This is a genomic window from Shewanella psychropiezotolerans (genome assembly GCF_007197555.1).
Taxonomy (GTDB): domain Bacteria; phylum Pseudomonadota; class Gammaproteobacteria; order Enterobacterales; family Shewanellaceae; genus Shewanella; species Shewanella psychropiezotolerans.
The window spans coordinates 3,803,984-3,821,647 of record NZ_CP041614.1 but is presented as its reverse complement, the minus strand read 5'-3'; the positions used below and the strand labels follow the sequence as shown (position 1 = coordinate 3,821,647).

Here is a 17,664-nt window from a genome sequence, read left to right as displayed (position 1 = left end):
TAGATAGTTAGATAGGGTAACTAGTGGGCTTAGAACCAAGTTTTTTCGGCTAAAGGCGTGCCTTGCTCAATGGCTATGTCTTTTACCACCTCTTGTTTCACCCTTTTTGGGGAGGCTATGTTGATACGGGCTATTCTGACGGCATAACTAAATCTTTGGCGTCCAACCTGGGATAAAATAGCTTCGAAAAAAAGTCTATCTAAGCCCAAGGTTTGACTGTAATGAGACACAGCTTTCGACAATGAGCTATATTTCACCCCGTCAAATTCAAACCCCACGACAAAATCGCTATCATCTATGTCGACGCCATCTAAACTCAGAGGCCAACCAGTGGCATTGACTCTGTCTCTGGCAATTAGGTACATCATCCAGGCGCTTTTCTTGAAGCCCTCAAACACTTTACAGGAAAACTCAGAGTCGATTAATTCCTGCTCAGTCCAATTAACCCCTATGGCAAGGTGTTTGGCATAGATACGCATTAATCCATCTTTGACTGCTAGCTGGCAATCCCAAATAGACGTTAGCGGACTTTTTTTAGCCAGTTTGAGACACTCTTTACATGCCGGAACAGCTAAACTGGAATGAGGCGTATGCACGCTTGCATGATATTCAAATACGCAGTTGGAAGGCTCATTACAGAACCAACAAATATGGCGAAATTCGAAGGGGACATCGATGAGGGGAACAGATTGCGTCATAATCTATTCAAGACAGATATGACGCAATAGTGATGACTGAAATCTAACAAAGCCTTTAATTTCAGTATAAGAGTATGCTGAAAGGCTCAATTACTCTTCTTCAACCTGTACTAATGATTTAGCCAGTTCGATAGGGTCGGTTTCTAAACATTCTTGATCGGCTAGCCAATCGGTACCAACAAGTACGCCATCGTCGTTTAGGTCCGATACCCAAAACTCAAGGAACTCGACTAAGGTGATCGACACAGGTTGATAGTCTGACCACTCTTCGCTGCAGTGAACCTTGGCATTTGCTTCAGAAGACCAAAGCGGCATTACGTCAGTATGTTCGTATTCCGATGAATCGCATACAACCCAACCTTCACCGGTTTCATCTTGTAGTCCCCAGACAACTTGATGTTGTTTTACATTCTCGATAAAGCTGGCTAGTTCAGTGGTAATTTCGCTCATGATAGATCTCTTAAGTGTGTAATTAAAACCGTGTCATTATACGCCAGGCGGCGTATTCTCCAAGGGAATCTTGCTGATTAACGCCTGTTAGATAAAACATTAAGTAAAAATAACCTTATTTCTGTCGAAAAATGAGATTAATACTTAAACTATCTTGTTCCTATAGTTATTATGGCTCAGATCTATGTCGTTTTGCGACCTTGAGAATTTTCTTTTTATCATTCTGGTCAAAATATTTTTTTGCATTCTTGGAGTTGTCATTTTGATTAAAAATGTCCCATTAGCATCAGTACTCTTCGTATCCTCCCTCTGGGCGTTGCCGGCTAGCGCCGATGATTTCGCAGCTTGTGTCGTTAATCTGCAGGAGAAAGCCCAGCAAGAGGGTCTTTCGAAGGAGACAATCGATAACGCGTTAGCCAATGTTAAATATGTCCCCAGAGTGATTGAACTCGATAAGAAACAGCCAGAGTTTAGTCAGACCTTCGATAATTATTTTAGTAAACGGGTGACAGACTGGCGCGTAAACCAAGGTCGGAAGATGTTGCGTGAGCACAAGGTGTTATTAGAGAAATTACAAGAAACCTATGGTATTCCACCGCAATACCTGATGGCATTTTGGGGGCTCGAAACCAACTTTGGTTCATATAAGGGTAAAATGCCGGTGTTAGATTCACTGGCGACCTTGGCCTGTGACCCTCGTCGTAGTAAGTATTTTACCGGCGAGTTGATGAAAGCACTAAAGCTTAAAGAGAAGTATAATTTTGATGCCTCTACCATGGTGGGGTCTTGGGCCGGTGCCATGGGACATACTCAATTTATGCCGAGCGCTTACACTCACTACGCCGTCGATGGTGACGGTGATGGCAAAGCCGACCTATGGAATAGCACTGCCGACGCATTGGCATCTGCAGCGAACTTTCTCAATCAACTCGGTTGGCAGCGAGACGAGCGTTGGGGCAGGGAAGTGAGATTACCTGCTAATTTCAATTATGATTATCTTGGTAATTCTCAGGCTCAATATTTGGCCGAGTGGAAAAAGCTGGGACTGACCCAGAGTAATGGAGCAGCCTTGTCGACCCCCGACATGACTGCCAAGCTTTACCTTCCTGCCGGGCATACGGGTCCGGCGTTCTTAGGGTATAAGAATTTTGATGTGATCATGCGCTGGAACCGTTCTGAATTTTATGCCATTGCAGTTGGCCATTTAGCCGATAGAATTAACGGGGGAGTGGGATTAGTCATAGCGCCGCCTAAGCAAGATAATTTAAGCCGTGCTCGTGTTAAGGCGTTGCAAGCTAAGCTAAATGATAAGGGCTTCGATGTGGGTAAACCCGACGGTGTGATGGGAAGAAATTCTAAGGCCGGTTTACGTGCCTATCAGCAAAGTGCTGGCCTAGTTGCCGATGGATTCCCCGATGAGGCGACGTTTAAGGCCATCGGAGTCAACTAGTCAGTTTGCTCATCAAGTTAAGGGTCATTCAAGATGACCCTTAACACTGCTCAGCCTCATTCATTTCCCTTTATAAGGTGTAATCACATTGATTGCACCTTTTGTTTTTATCCTTTACCTTATATTAGATTACCTATTCCTGAAACTCGGTGTGAGTCCGATAGTTTCTACATGCTGCATTAATAAAAAGAGATAAAAGTGTATGAATATTATGGATAACCTTTCACATGCTCAAAAGCAGCGACTCGCTTTTATCGATTTCAGCCTACAATATTTTGGCCAGATATCTCGTCAGGATCTAATTAAGAAATTTGCTACTGGCTTAGCGGCTGCGACCCGTGATTTCGCCAGTTACCGTGGTTTAGCACCAGATAACATGACACTGGTGCATCAGACTAAGAGTTATCATAGAAACCCCGAATTCAGAGCCCTGTTCCAGCACGAGCCGGAAGGAATATTACACGGCCTAGCGAAAGGCTTCGGTGATGGGTTGTCTCATCCCATCTCACCGAGTGAAATTTGTATCGATGCGGTGCAGCTCATTCATCCGGATACAGAGATCATTGCCGCTTTGATGCGTGCAATACAAAACAAGCAGGCGATTAACATAAAATATGTGTCTGTTTCATCCGGAGAGAAGGAGCGTGAAATCGTGCCCCATGCCTTGGTCAATAACGGCCAGCGTTGGCATGTGCGAGCCTTCGATCGTGCTCATCAAGTGTTTACCGATTTTGTCGTCACCCGAATTAAGATGATCTCAGGTGCCAGTAGCGGGCCGACGTTTAATGAGACACAGGCTAAAGACAGCCACTGGGATCAAATGATCACCTTATGCTTAATCCCACACCCTAGTCTTAAACACCCTGAGGCTATCGCTCTGGATTACCAGATGCTGGACAATAAAATAGAGATTCAAACCCGAGCCGCCTTAGCCGGATATCTGTTAAGACAGTGGAGTGTCGATTGTTCTGCGAAGCACAGGATCACCACAGGTGTGTGTCAGCTAGCCTTAGCCAATCATGAGATACTCAAACATATAGAACAACTCGCTATTATCCCTGGTGGTGCGAGCCGTTGATATTTAACACTAGAGTGCGTAGGGGACTTTTGTTAAACTTCGTCACCAAAATAGAGTCAGGTATAGAGTTAAGGACATTTAATGAGCATTAAAAATGATATGGTTGTTCAGTTTAAATACACACTGCGCGATGAAAAGGGTGAAGTTTTAGAGACGAATAAAGATCTGGATCCTATCGCGTATCTGCACGGCCATAACAACATGATGCCTGGTGTTGAAGATTCAATTGAAGGTAAAGAGGTTGGCGAAAGCTTCTCTGTCACACTGGCGCCGGAAACCACCTATGGTGTTAGAAATGAAGATGCGATTCAACGTGTCTCTGTTAAGCATCTACAAGGCGCTAAAAAATGGAAAGCTGGCATGCGCGCATTGATCGATACGGATCAAGGCCAACGTCAGGTGACAATAGTCAAGATGGGTAAGTTTATGGCAACGGTTGATGTTAATCATCCATTGGCGGGTCGTGAGCTCACATTCGATATCGAGATTGTTGAAGCGCGTGATGCGACCGATGAAGAAGTTGCCCACGGACATGCCCACGGTAAAGGTGGTCATCACCACTAATCGCTATACAGTATTAGCGACAGGCATATCAAAACCAGCATCGTTGCTGGTTTTTTTATTTTTATCTCTTATCTGGCTTCCGCCAAATTTAATTGAATTGATATTAGGAATAGTTAGCAATCATATGGTTATCAATTTTTCACAGGGGAAGGTGATCCTGTCTCAGTTTGAGGTGCAAGTGCGATTCAATACCTCTGGTATCACCATGTATGCCATGGTTGAAGATATTAAGTTCATCGATGATGCACTCATCATGCACGCCGACGCTGGGGCCGTAAGGTGGAGCCTAAAATTAGATTCTTCGGAACAAATAGCTATGATTCGAGAAGAGTTAGGCGTCTAGAAGACGCCTCTACTGACTTACTACCAATTGGTATTATAAGCCTTCTCTGTTATGGGGCGCTAAATAATCCAGCTCTGGGCCATCGGGTACAATCCTGCTTGGATTGATATTGGCATGGCTAAAGTAATAGTGCTGCTTAATGTGGTCAAAATTCACCGTGGATGCAATACCTTCGACCTGATACAGCTCTCTTAGATAGCCTGATATTGCCGGGTAGTCTTGGATACGTTGCTTATTGGTCTTGAAATGGCCGACATAGACGGCATCGAAACGAATTAAGGTGGTAAACAGCCTCCAATCGGCTTCTGTTATCTTGCTTCCCGTGAGATATCGCTTCTGGCTTAGTGTCGACTCCAGCTTATCTAATGCCGTAAAAATTTCATCAAAGGCTTCATTATAGGCGGCTTGGGAAGTGGCGAATCCAGCGCGATAGACACCATTATTTATGCTCGAATAGATATATTCATTGAGCGTATCGATCTCTTCTCGTAAGGCTTCTGGATAAAAGTCCAGCTGATTATCGGTCAGGTGATTGAAGGCTGAGTTAAACATACGAATTATTTCAGCAGATTCATTACTGACTATGGTTTGAGTGTGTTTATCCCATAACACAGGTACTGTGACGCGTCCGCTGTAGTCGGGCGCTGCCAGCTGATATATCTGATACAGGAATGCCTTATTGTTGAGTGCGTCTTCATCAGCACCTGTTATATGGACAGCATCTTGGCTTTGGCTGGCTCCCGCAAACTCCCAGCCGTTTTGCAACATGTGAGGCTCGACGACTGTGATATTTATGATATTTTGCAATGACTTAAGCTCGCGAAAAATTAAAGTCCTGTGTGCCCAAGGGCAGGCAAGGGAGACGTAAAGATGATACCTGTTCGCTTCGGCCTTGAAGCCCTGTGTATTCGGCATTTCGGAGTGAGCTTGCCCATCGGTGGTGATCCAATTTCTGAAACGTGCATCCTCACGTACAAATTTTCCGCCATTCTCTTTAGTCGAGTACCATTGGTCGACCCATTTTCCATCTTGAAGTAAGCCCATGTTATTCCTCTGCACTGTTTTTGTACTATGAATGTCTATGATCCAATTTAACTCTCAATTAAATGGATTAAAAGACCATAATTTTGCCCTTAACGTCCGATTTTATCGAATGTTTTACTCGTATATATGCCTGGTAGCTTAGGTTATGGTGATCCTGATATGATATCGGCGATAAAGTTTCATTAAAAATAAAGGGAAATAGATGTCAGTAACAGCATTAGAGCGGATAACCATAGAGCCAAACACCAGCGCAAAAGCATGCGTGATCTGGTTACACGGCTTAGGTGATTCAGGTGCCGGCTTTGCCCCCGTAGTACCGGTACTGGGTTTGCCAGATGATCACAGCATTCGTTTTATATTCCCTCACGCTCCCGAGCAGGCGGTGACGATCAACCAAGGTTATGTGATGCGAAGCTGGTATGACATTAAGAGCATGGATCTGCATAATCGCGCCGATATGCCCGGGGTCCTGGACTCAGAGCAATTTGTGATAGCACTGATACAGGAGCAGATCGATGTCGGAATACCTGCGGATAAAATCGTACTGGCAGGTTTTAGCCAAGGTGGTGTGATGAGCCTGTTTAGCGGATTAAGATATCCACAAACGTTAGCCGGCATAATGGCGCTGTCTTGTTACTTACCCACGGCCGATGAATTACCGGCTCAACTAAGTGCAGCAAATAAGCTGACGAGCATACTTCAGCATCACGGTGAGCAAGATGATGTGGTGCCACTCTTCGCGGGCAAGATGGCTAATGATCTGTTGAATCAAGCCGATTATCAAACCGAATGGAAAACTTATGCCATGGGACACAGTGTGTTACCACATCAACTGCAAGATATAGGGAAATGGCTAGTCAGCAGATTGATCTAGATGAATTTTTTGTGAATTAATTCACAAAAATACAAATTGTAACCTCTGAGGTTTGTTTTGTATTTCGCAAGATCAGAGGTTGCAGCGAGTAAGCTTAAGCTATTGAAAAATAAGTTTATACACCCACCCCTTAAGTCTATAAATGAAATGCTGGTTCGATTCCTCCCCTATCAGTCGTTTATCTTTCCTTCATAGCGAACAGAATTGATCAATAAGTCACTGTAAGTGCTGACGATTGCCAACAATTTGGCTGTAAGGCTAACACATGTATCACTCCCGCTTTGGTATCATTGCAGCCTCTGGACCAAAGAGTCCGAGTATTAATAACTAACACCTAGGGGTTGATGTAATGACAAATAAGCTAATAAAAGGTCTTGTCGCAACAGCAGTTTTAGCGGCATTGGCAGGTTGTAATTCCAGTGATGACGATACACCACTGACGGCATGCGAAGCAGCCGGTGATGCCTGTACCACATTCACAGTGATCCATACCAATGATAACCATGGTCGTTTCTGGCAAAACAGTGACGGCGAGTATGGTATGGCGGCGCGTAAGACAGTGATCGATCAGATCCGCTCTGAAGTTGAGCGAAGTGGTGGTGAAACGATTCTGTTATCTGGTGGTGATATCAACACTGGTGTGCCGGAATCAGATATGCAGAATGCTGTACCTGACTTTTTGGGAATGAACATTTTACGTTACGACGCCATGGCGGTGGGTAATCATGAGTTTGATAACGAGTTAACAGTACTCGATATGCAGGCCAATATTGCTCAGTTCCCTATGTTAGCGGCTAACATTTACCATAAGGGCAGTGAAGATCGTTATTTTGAGCCTTATCGTGTATTTGATATCAATGGCTTGAAAGTGGCTATCATCGGCTTCACTACCGTCGATACACCTAAAGTGGTTAGCCCGGATAATGTTGCCAGCCTGCATTTCACCGACCCTCAAGATGAGATCCAGAAAGTGCTTGTTGAGATTGAAGCAAATGAAACTGTCGATATGGTGTTTGCTTTGACCCATATGGGGCATTACGCCGATGGTAAGCACGGCACTGAAGCCCCTGGTGATGTGAAGTTAGCGCGTTCATTAGATCAAGGTCAGCTGCAGGCCATTATCGGCGGTCATTCACAGAATCCTGTGTGTATGGAAGGTGATGAGTACGCCGACTTTGCCCCCGGTGATGCGTGTAAGCCTGACATTCAAAACGGCACCTTTATCATGCAAGCTCACGAGTGGGGCAAGTATGTGGGTCGCGCCGATTTTGAATATATGGATGGTGAGTTAACACTCGTTAGCTATAGCTTGATCCCTATTAATCTTAAAGATGATGAGGGTAACTTCTATACTCAAGAAGTTGAGCAGGACCAAATTGTTATCGATGCATTGCAGCATTATCAGGAAGCTGGCCAAGAATTACTGGACGTGGTTATCTCCAGTACAGACGGTAAGCTAGAAGGTGACCGTGATATGGTACGTTCAGAGCAGACAAACTTGGGTCAATTGTTAACCCGTGCTTATGGCGACTGGGTGACAGCTAATTTCGAGCCAACAGTCGACTTCGGTGTGATGAACTCAGGGGGTATTCGTGCTTCTATCGCGCCAGGTGATGTTTCTTACCGCGACGTACTAACTGTGCAGCCATTTGGTAACGATGTTGCTTATGTGACTATGTCTGGTACAGAAGTACAAGCATATCTTGCGAACGTAGCTCAGAAGACTGGCGGTGGCATGCCACAGCTTTATCCTATGGATATGACGGTGCGGTGTGATGCAGTTGAAATAAACCCAGAAGCAACACCTGCTGATATAGTTCAGATCACTTCACTTGGTGATCGTCAGTTTAACTTGGAAAGTGAATACACTTTCTCTTTAATCAACTTCAGTGCTTCAGGTGGCGATGATTACCCGGTGATCACTGGACATGATAATTATATCGATACTCAACGCAGCGATGCATCTGTCCTTCGCGAATACTTTGAAAAAAACCCAAGTATTAAGGTTGCCGATTATGCTCCTGCTAATGGTGGACATCCGGTCTTTATGCGTGGTGGCGATATAGTTAAGAGCTGCGCTAAATAAACGGCTTCTAAACCACTAAAATCAATTAGAGAAAAGCAGCCTAGTGGCTGCTTTTTTGTATCTAGCGATTGTATAGCTTTTATGTGCAGTAAACCCATTCCTCTTTGTTAAATTACTAAAGACTAATTTAACAAGCGGCACCTGCCCCCTGTTTAAAGTGAATGTTTATCATCCACAGCACAAAAAACATTCATCGTTAACGATCTTGAACGTAACATTGATGTAAATACACATATTTATTTTTCGAAAAACATCATTGTTGCGTATTACCACTGTTCTTATTTTTGTTTGGTTAGCTGATTTTGTCTTGTCTGGCTAACTCTTTGAAAAATTAAGGTGCAAGACGTTCCTCTGGTTATCTGAAAAATAATTTGATATTAGCTGCCTTAATATTGATTTATGTTTGTTCTTATTTATGGACAATCTTCAAAGTAAATCACTGTATTTAAGAACATTAATGTCACATAAATTCATTAAAGTGACACATTAGCCAAATATTCTTTGCTATGATGTTGCCAACGAGTCCAGAGAGTCTCACATTGTAAGAATGATGGTAACAAATAGATATCTAATAAAAAATGGGGTTGATAGTAATGACAAATAAGCTAATTAAAGGTTTAGTTGCAACTGCAGTGCTGGCGGCATTAGCGGGTTGTGGAAGTGATAATGATGACAACAAAGAAGTTGTTCTGCCTGCTACATGTGCTGAAGCTGGCGAAGCTTGTACAATTTTCACTGTACTTCACACTAATGATAACCATGGTCGTTTCTTCGAAAACAAATACGGCGAGTATGGTATGGCGGCTCGTAAGACGCTGATCGACCAGATCCGTGCCGAAGTTGAGTCAAACGGTGGCGAAACCATCTTACTTTCCGGTGGTGACATCAACACGGGTGTACCTGAGTCAGACTTGCAAGATGCACGTCCGGATTTCGTCGGTATGAACCTGATTGGTTATGACGCTATGGCAGTCGGTAATCACGAGTTTGATAACCCATTGTCAGTTGTTGATATGCAACGTGAACTGGCTAATTTCCCGATGTTAGCGGCTAACATTTATGACAAAGTTTCTGGTGCTCGTTATTTTGAACCGTACAAGGTATTCGATGTTAACGGTCTTCGTATTGCCGTTGTCGGTCTGACAACTGAAGATACGGCCAAAATTGGTAACCCTGAATTCATCAGTGGTCTTGAGTTTACCGACCCACAAGAAGAGCTTAAGAAAGTCATCAAGGACATCAAAGATGCCGATGCGGCTGACTTGATTTTTGCCACCACTCATATGGGTCATTATGCCGATGGTGCCAGCGGTAGCAACGCGCCAGGTGATGTTGCTCTGGCTCGTGCTATGACTGAAGGCGATCTACAGGCTGTTATCGGTGGACACTCTCAGAACCCAGTTTGTATGGAAGGTGATGCATATGATCCTGAGTTCACCGCTGGTGGCGAATGTAAGCCAGACGTGCAGAACGGTACGTTCATCATGCAAGCTCACGAGTGGGGCAAGTATGTTGGTCAAGCCAATTTTGAATACTTCAATGATGAGCTACATTTGGCCAGCTACAAGTTGATCCCTGTTAACTTGAAGAAGAAGAACGAAGAGGGCGAGCGTGTCCTTATCGGTGAAGCTATCACGCCCGATGCTACCGTGCTTGAAATTATGCAGCAGTACCAAAATTCGGGTCAGGAAGAGCTTCTTGAAGTTATCGGTACTACCGATGGCAAACTGGAGGGTGAACGTGCCGTTGTTCGTACACAACAGACTAATTTAGGTCGTTTGATTGCTGAAGCCCAGCGTACTAAAGTGGGTGCCGACTTTGCGGTAATGAACTCAGGTGGTGTACGTGCTTCTATCGAAGCCGGTGAAATCACATACAAAGATGTTTTGACTGTGCAGCCCTTTGGCAACTCAATTACTAAGAGCACAATGACTGGCGCCGAAATCACTGAGTACTTAAATACAGTTGCAACTGTAGATATCGGTGAAACGGGTTCTGGCGCATACCCTCAGCTTGTAGGGATTAAGATGGATGTTGATTGTGAAGCAAAAACAGTTGCTATCAACGACATTAATGGCAAAGGCTATGCTGCTGACGCAAGTTACAGCTTCACAGTTCCTAGCTTCAATGCGGCAGGTGGTGATGGCTACCCAGTACTGACTCCGGTTATGACGGGCTATGTTGATGCAGAGGTTATGTACACCTTCATCAAAGACATTGGCGATATACTGGTTGCTGATTTCGCTCCAGTAGCCAGTGACATCCAGTTCTTGAACAGTAATAGTACTTTGGCTTGTCAGCGATAATTTAGTATTTCACTTCTTTAGAAAGCAGCCTTCGGGCTGCTTTTTTATGTTTATTCTTACTTTCAAAGACCTTTCAATATAAATATATATTTTAATAAATTTAAAATATTGCCTTGAAAACTCAAAATACGCCTACATATATAGTTTAAGGAACGCTCGATGAGGTTCCTGAGTTAACGTAAATCGTGATGCCTTCGGGGTCATAAAGTTAACGATTAACAAATAGGTGCGACAAGTTACTGCAGAAGCAGTCGAGTCGGCCAATTTAAATTAAATATATTGCTTAAGACAAGGATATAACTATGCGAAATTATGATCTTACTCCCCTATACCGCAGTGCCATTGGTTTCGACCGTTTAGCCCAGCTTGCAGAGCATGCGGCTTCGAACAAAGGCAATTCAGGTTATCCTCCCTATAATATCGAATCGCTTAAAGAAAACCGTTATCGTATCACCATGGCTGTTGCAGGTTTTACTATGGATGAACTCGATATTACCAGCGAAGGTGAGAAGTTATTAGTGAAGGGAACGAAAGCGGCTGAAGATAAGAGTCGAAAATATCTCTATCAAGGGATTGCCGAACGTGGATTCGAGCGTACTTTTCAGCTGGCCGATTATGTCACTGTGACAGGTGCAGAGCTTGAGAACGGCCTGCTCAATATCGAGTTGCAAAGAGAGATTCCCGAAGCATTAAAGCCGAGGAAAATCGAGATAGGTACGTCACGTATTCTGGAATCTGAATAACTGACTCAAGCTTATTTTATTTAAGGTGAGCAGCAGAGTTAAGCGTGTTTAATGCTCTTTCATTGATCAACTGCCTGGACTCAGTACTCGTTTATCGCTCGACGCAATCACCATAATAAAAGGGAGCAGATGCTCCCTTTTTAGTGTCTGACTTTTAAACCAAGTCTATTATGTTTCTTATTAGGCTCGCATCGCCTTCTCACCGCGTGACAAGCCAACAACACCGGAGCGAGACACTTCAACGACCTTAGTTACTTCACCTACTGCGCAGATAAAGGCATCCAGCTTGTCGGATGTACCCGTTAATTGAATGGTATAAAGCTCGGCCGTGATATCGACAATCTGACCGCGGAAAATGTCAGAAGTACGCTTTATTTCATCACGAATATTCCCTTTGGCTTTTACTTTTATCAAGGCTATCTCACGTTCAATATGATCAGACTCGGTCACATTTGAGACTTTAAGAACATCGATAAGCTTATGTAATTGCTTCTCTATCTGTTCCAGAACGGCCTCATCGGCCACCACACAGATGTTAAGACGAGACAGGGTAATATCATCGGTGGGCGCTACGGTTAAGCTCTCGATGTTGTAGCCGCGTTGAGAGAATAGGCCGACGACGCGAGACAGAGCGCCGGGTTGGTTTTCCAGTAATACAGATATAATACGACGCATTAGCTTTTCTCCGTTTTGCTCAGCCACATCTCGTTCATCGCGCCGCCGCGGATCAACATGGGATATACATGCTCGGTCTGATCGATATGTATGTCGACAAATACCAGCTTGTCTGTCATCGCCAGTGCCTTCTTCAGTCCTGATTCGAGCTCAGCTGGATCGCTGATGCTGATGCCTACATGGCCATAAGCTTCCGCAATTTTGGCAAAGTCGGGCACCGAATCCATATAGGAGTGCGAGTGACGACCGGAATAGATCATATCTTGCCACTGTTTCACCATGCCGAGGAAGCGGTTGTTCAGGTTGATGATCTTGACCGGGATACCGTATTGTAGTGCCGTCGATAGCTCTTGAATATTCATCTGGATGGAACCGTCACCTGTGACGCACAGCACGGTAGCATCGGGGTGGGCAAATTTAACGCCCATAGCGGCGGGGAGTCCAAAGCCCATAGTGCCCAGTCCGCCGGAGTTTATCCAACGACGTGGCTTGTCAAATGGGTAATAGAGAGCGGCAAACATCTGGTGCTGACCCACATCTGATGCCACATAGGCATCGCCATTGGTGAGCTTATGCAGTGTTTCGATCACTTGCTGGGGTTTAATCTTATCTGAGCTGGTGTCATAGGCCAGACTCTTACGCGAACGCCATTGATTTATCTCGCTCCACCAAAAATCGATGGCGCCTTCATCGGCATTGGTATCACCACTGGTCGCGAGTTGCGCTAACATCTCATCGAGTATGCTATCGGCTGAACCTACGATGGGGATATCGACTCTGATTGTCTTAGAGATAGATGATGGATCGATATCTATGTGTAAGATGGTGGCGTTAGGACAATATTTTTCGACATTGTTGGTGGTGCGGTCATCGAACCTCACGCCGATACCGAAGATAAGATCGGTATTGTGCATCGCCATATTGGCTTCATAACAGCCATGCATGCCTAGCATGCCCAAGCTGTTATCGTGGCTGGCCGGGAAGGCACCGAGTCCCATCAGGGTACTGACTACCGGTATATTGAGCTTTTCTGAGAGTGCTAGAATTTGCTTGTCACACTCTGAGATGATGGCGCCGCCACCGACATAGAGTACGGGCTTCTTGGCTTTTAGAAGGGCTTGTAAACCGCGACGGATTTGTCCCTTATGACCCGAAGTCGTTGGGTTATAAGAGCGCATGCTGATATCTTTAGGATATTCATAATCATACAAGATCTCGGGGTTCATACAGTCTTTAGGCACATCGACGACAACTGGCCCCGGACGACCACTGGCCGCGATAAAGAAAGCCTTCTTGATGATAGTCGGAATGTCTTTGGCATCGGTCACCAGGAAGCTGTGTTTAACCACAGGGCGTGAGATGCCGATCATGTCGCATTCCTGGAATGCGTCATTACCAATCAAGTTACTGGGAACCTGACCCGATATAATCACCAGTGGGATAGAATCTGTATAGGCGGTGGCTATACCTGTGATGGTGTTGGTTGCACCTGGACCTGATGTCACTAGTACTACACCAACTTCGCCGGTTGAACGAGCGTAACCATCGGCCATATGCACGGCAGCTTGCTCGTGACGGACAAGAATATGTTCAATTTTTGATTTTTCGTGAAGGGCATCATAGATATCCAGCACAGATCCGCCAGGATAGCCAAATATATGTTTTACGCCTTCGTCGATAAGAGATCGAACGACCATGCTGGCGCCGGATAACTTCTCCATTTGTAAACCCTCATAAGTTACCGCTACGGTATGCAGTATCTTGCAACAGCGACGGTAATCGCTTGAATAATATGAGCGTGGATGGTGATCCTCACTCTCGAAATGTCGAATAACTTTTGGTTTAAAGTTGATTTCACCCTGTAAGGCGCGACACCTGTTTCAAATGAACAGAATTTCATCATATAAAAAAAGCAGATCTATTCAAGTATTATTTTTAAATAACGTCGTTTATGAGAAAAAATAGCGTTAAAGATGCAGATAATGCTAATAAAGTGAATTTTAGTGAGTAAATCAAGAGTATCTTGATGAGTAATTATCGAATGGAGTGAGCAAGCTTGATTATTGTGCATATGGGATTGGTTGTATTTTCAGGTGCTTGCATATAAATAAATGATAAAAATGGCCCCTTATGCTGAGGTTGAGCATAAGAAGCCTATTTCTACAGTATAACCAAGATTAACTCTCAGGTGTTAAATCGCTCAGGCAGCGCCGGTGAGCAAAGAACTGACAAATAGCGACCAAGATAACCGCACTTAGCATTAAGGCGGAGAAAGGCACTGCAGTACCTGTGTAAAACAGGGCTAATAGAGGACCAGCTACCGCGCCGAAACCAAACCTCAAGGTGCCAACGACTGCGGTGGCCGTCCCCGTCTCTTGTTGGAACTGCATCAAGACAATAGCATCTGCATTGACAGACATTACTCCGAGGCATGCCATAAATGGCAGTAGAGTGATCACGGTAAAGTGATAACTCATTCCCAGCCAATTCACCGTGAAGAGGGCTGAGCCAGCGAAGATAGCCAGCAAGGTGGCCACCTTGAGCATTCTGCGTGAACCATAACGAACGACAATGCGGCTATTGACGATATTGGCCAGCATCAGAGCGCCGACATTGGTGCTAAACAAGATGGCAAACAGGGATTTATCTAAGCCGAAGACCTCCATATAGACAAATGGAGAAGCCGTCAGGTAACAGAAGAATGCAAAGGAAGTCAGTACGCCACTGGCGATGTGAAGTTTGACTCCCGGTTTAGTAAAGACCACGGCATAGGCCCCGAAAAAAGATTTTTGGCTACGCTGGCTTAAATCTGTATCGCTGGGCATTTTCAACTTCCAAAATACCAAAATCAGCATGATCATTGCATAGAAACCTAAGATGAAAAAGATGAGATGCCATTCACCAAACTCCAAAATCAAGCTGCCTATGCTAGGGGCAATTAATGGAGCCAACATCATGATAAGGCTGACATAAGACATACCCTTAGCCGTATTTTTCCCATATACCTCTTTGATATAACCCGGAACGACGACAGTAGCGGCAGCGCCGATGAACGCCTGACCGAATCTGAGGGCTAAAAATGACTCGATACTGGTGACAAAGGCAAGTAGAAAGCTCATTAAGGCAAAGCCTGTGAGGCCTACAATGACCAGGGGTCGGCGGCCAACTCGATCGGCCAGAGGACCAAAACAGAGCATGCCTAATGCGTATCCTGCTAAATAGATACTGAGTGATTGCTGTACCATAGTGATATCGGTATGGAAACTCGCGGCAATTGTTGCCATGGCGGGCAGATAAAGATCAATAGCTAACGGTGTGATTGCGATTATCGCTGACAACATGGGGATCAAGATGACAAGGTTTAAATTGGCTGCAGGATTTGTTGTCGGGCTTGCTTGATTGGATGCCGTTTTCACTAATACCTCTTTATTCAGTGAGAATGAGCCCTAAATAGGCACAGATGATTACTATCAAGTTAGATGGCTAAATGTAGACGACGAAATCGGGTTACTCTTCTTGCGAATTTTGCACAATAACAGTAAGTTACTCGACGGCAATCCATCGGTGAGCCTACTGCTATAGCAAAATGCTTTGAAAAAGTATGATGAAACAGTTCAGTGTAGAGACTGTTTATCAGAACGTTAACTGCATAGATTTAGTTGGATATTCTTGATATCGATAACGAGTTTGATAACCGCTATCTGAGAGAAGAATTATTGTACGACTAATTGCTAAAATTAGCCACGACTAACCTAAGTTTAAGTTTATTTTAAGCATAGATAATTGTAACTAAATGCAGTCTGGCATTTGTATCTATCTAGTATCTCTCATTGTTTCCATTGAAAGAGGGCTTCACATGACGGAGTAGGCATTTTGAGTCAAGTTTACGATACAAGACTCAATTTCGAGTAAGGAGGCTTCGAATTCGGCGCTGCTACTGGCTCCGCCAATACTCAATCGAATGTAGTTATCATGATTGTCAAAATCGTCGCCGTTGCGGATCAAGATCCCACTGGACGCTAAGGAGGTCACTACATGGTGGGCCTTGACCGGTGACTTGAGCTGTAACCAGCCTGTGAGTCCTCGCCATCTGTGCTTAAGTCCCAGTCTTTCACTCATCTCGATACCCATTTTTTGCCTATGAGCGATGAGATTTTCTCTGTCACCCATCAGAGATTTGGATGAGATAAGCCGAGTCGCCAACTCTATGTTGAGTGGTGAGATCATCCAACATTGACTATGGAGTGCACGCTTTATTTGTGGCCTGAGGGGCTCAGGGAGCAACAAGAAACCTTGTCTCAATCCTCCAGAGAATAATTTAGACAGGCTGGAGAGGTAGATCACCCTCAGGGGGGAATCCTTGCTCTTTCTGCTCAGAGCAAGGTTCCAGAGAGGCGCCTTCCACTCCTCAGGTAAACAGTAATTCACATCATCTTCGATAATATAAAAATCATGTTGCTGAGCCAGATCGAGTAGGGTTTCTCTCTGGGCATCGCTGTATTGAATGCAGGTCGGGTTTTGATTGTTTAGCGTCAGGTATAACATCTTAGGCTTGTGTTCGAGCACTAACTGAGTCAGAGCATCCAGATCCAGCCCATCATGAGTTAAGGGCACACCTAAGCTATTAAGCCCTAGTTGCTGAGCGGCGAGTTTGATTCCCGGATAACAGTTCGCTTCGTGAAGCAGAGTATCACCGGGTTTAAGTAAGCCGTTAAGAGTGACATATATGCCTTGCTGCGCGCCATGGGTAAAGAGTAGATCTTCGCTGGATTGAATTATCCCGCGTGTAGATAACCATTGATGGAATGCAAACTGCTGCTCAGGTAGTGGATTGGGGTGATAGCCCAATAAGACACTGAGCTTGTGTGGGTCTTTGGCAAGCTGAGACAGGGCGTCACTGAGGGCGGAGATCTGATTGGTCAAAGGTTGCTGACAGGTGGCGAAGTTAGCCTGTTGCTGTGACCTTTGTGGCTTAAATTGTGGTTTAACATAGGTGCCAGCGCCGACTCTGGCTTCGACCAATCCCTTCTGCTCAGCCAGGGCATAGGCGCGTGTCACTGTGCCTATGGTAAACCCCACATTATCCGCCAGCCTTCGCTGAGGGGGAAGCTTTACTCCCGATTCGAGTTCACCTCGATTAATCGCCGCTTCGATCGCTTCGAACAACCTTAAATACTTAGGTCCTGTGTAGGCATCTAAGTCTGGATTCCACATTGTACCCATGACAATAAAACCATTGATCCATTTTTAGTTGTGGTTATTATGCGTTCCCAAGCTGATTGTGTCAATTATTGTATGTGTACAATCGGTTTGGGGAAAATAGTTATTTTCTAAATGAATCGTAATTGACTCA

General features: G+C 44.7%; 15 protein-coding genes. 8 read left to right on the top strand and 7 right to left on the bottom strand.

Annotation, left to right across the window (positions count from 1 at the left end):
* Positions 1–29 precede the first annotated feature (29 nt).
* Positions 30–698 carry a hypothetical protein gene (locus tag FM037_RS17015; protein WP_144046951.1) on the bottom strand — a complete coding sequence of 223 codons (669 nt, stop codon included), beginning with the start codon at positions 696–698 and terminating at the stop codon, positions 30–32.
* Positions 699–788: 90 nt separating this feature from the next.
* The gene (locus FM037_RS17010; protein ID WP_144046950.1) at positions 789–1,148 is read right to left on the bottom strand and encodes a DUF2750 domain-containing protein; all 360 of its coding nucleotides are present in this window, start codon (positions 1,146–1,148) and stop codon (positions 789–791) included.
* Between the two features lie 262 nt (positions 1,149–1,410).
* On the opposite strand from FM037_RS17010, the gene FM037_RS17005 reads away from it, so the two are divergent.
* The 4 genes from FM037_RS17005 to FM037_RS30195 all read left to right on the top strand — a co-directional run bounded on the left by FM037_RS17005 (position 1,411) and on the right by FM037_RS30195 (position 4,583).
* Positions 1,411–2,598, top strand: a complete 1,188-nt coding sequence (locus tag FM037_RS17005; RefSeq protein WP_144046949.1) for a lytic murein transglycosylase — start codon at positions 1,411–1,413, stop codon at positions 2,596–2,598.
* Positions 2,599–2,800: 202 nt separating this feature from the next.
* The gene (locus FM037_RS17000; RefSeq protein WP_144046948.1) at positions 2,801–3,676 is read left to right on the top strand and encodes a WYL domain-containing protein; all 876 of its coding nucleotides are present in this window, start codon (positions 2,801–2,803) and stop codon (positions 3,674–3,676) included.
* An 81-nt stretch (positions 3,677–3,757) separates the two neighbouring features.
* Entirely contained in the window at positions 3,758–4,240 is a 483-nt protein-coding gene (locus FM037_RS16995; RefSeq protein ID WP_144046947.1) for an FKBP-type peptidyl-prolyl cis-trans isomerase, read from the top strand.
* Positions 4,188–4,583, top strand: a complete 396-nt coding sequence (locus FM037_RS30195; RefSeq protein WP_324617072.1) for a DUF3389 domain-containing protein — start codon at positions 4,188–4,190, stop codon at positions 4,581–4,583. Before FM037_RS16995 ends, FM037_RS30195 begins: the two co-directional genes overlap by 53 nt.
* A 33-nt stretch (positions 4,584–4,616) precedes the next feature.
* On the opposite strand, the gene FM037_RS16985 is transcribed toward FM037_RS30195, so the two are convergent.
* Positions 4,617–5,627, bottom strand: coding sequence for a glutathione S-transferase family protein (locus FM037_RS16985; protein WP_144046945.1), 1,011 nt, complete (start codon positions 5,625–5,627; stop codon positions 4,617–4,619).
* A 202-nt stretch (positions 5,628–5,829) separates the two neighbouring features.
* On the opposite strand from FM037_RS16985, the gene FM037_RS16980 reads away from it, so the two are divergent.
* From FM037_RS16980 to FM037_RS16965, 4 genes are all read left to right on the top strand, one after another.
* Positions 5,830–6,501, top strand: a complete 672-nt coding sequence (locus tag FM037_RS16980) for an alpha/beta hydrolase (RefSeq protein ID WP_144046944.1) — start codon at positions 5,830–5,832, stop codon at positions 6,499–6,501.
* 349 nt (positions 6,502–6,850) lie between these two features.
* The gene (gene ushA / locus FM037_RS16975; RefSeq protein WP_144046943.1) at positions 6,851–8,587 is read left to right on the top strand and encodes a bifunctional UDP-sugar hydrolase/5'-nucleotidase UshA; all 1,737 of its coding nucleotides are present in this window, start codon (positions 6,851–6,853) and stop codon (positions 8,585–8,587) included.
* 593 nt (positions 8,588–9,180) lie between these two features.
* On the top strand, positions 9,181–10,893 hold the full coding sequence (gene ushA, locus FM037_RS16970; RefSeq protein ID WP_144046942.1) for a bifunctional UDP-sugar hydrolase/5'-nucleotidase UshA: 1,713 nt from the start codon (positions 9,181–9,183) through the stop codon (positions 10,891–10,893).
* Positions 10,894–11,195: 302 nt separating this feature from the next.
* On the top strand, positions 11,196–11,636 hold the full coding sequence (locus tag FM037_RS16965; RefSeq protein ID WP_144046941.1) for an Hsp20 family protein: 441 nt from the start codon (positions 11,196–11,198) through the stop codon (positions 11,634–11,636).
* A 180-nt stretch (positions 11,637–11,816) separates the two neighbouring features.
* On the opposite strand, the gene ilvN is transcribed toward FM037_RS16965, so the two are convergent.
* From ilvN to FM037_RS16945, 4 genes are all read right to left on the bottom strand, one after another.
* Positions 11,817–12,311 (bottom strand): acetolactate synthase small subunit, encoded by a 495-nt coding sequence (ilvN, locus tag FM037_RS16960; RefSeq protein ID WP_144046940.1) that lies wholly within the window; start codon positions 12,309–12,311, stop codon positions 11,817–11,819.
* Positions 12,311–14,032 (bottom strand): acetolactate synthase 3 large subunit, encoded by a 1,722-nt coding sequence (locus FM037_RS16955; protein ID WP_144046939.1) that lies wholly within the window; start codon positions 14,030–14,032, stop codon positions 12,311–12,313. Before FM037_RS16955 ends, ilvN begins: the two co-directional genes overlap by 1 nt.
* Positions 14,033–14,488: 456 nt before the next feature.
* Entirely contained in the window at positions 14,489–15,727 is a 1,239-nt protein-coding gene (locus FM037_RS16950) for a multidrug effflux MFS transporter (RefSeq protein ID WP_144046938.1), read from the bottom strand.
* 436 nt (positions 15,728–16,163) lie between these two features.
* A complete protein-coding gene (locus FM037_RS16945) occupies positions 16,164–17,534 on the bottom strand; it encodes an aminotransferase-like domain-containing protein (protein ID WP_144046937.1) in 1,371 nt (456 codons plus the stop codon).
* Positions 17,535–17,664: the final 130 nt, after the last annotated feature.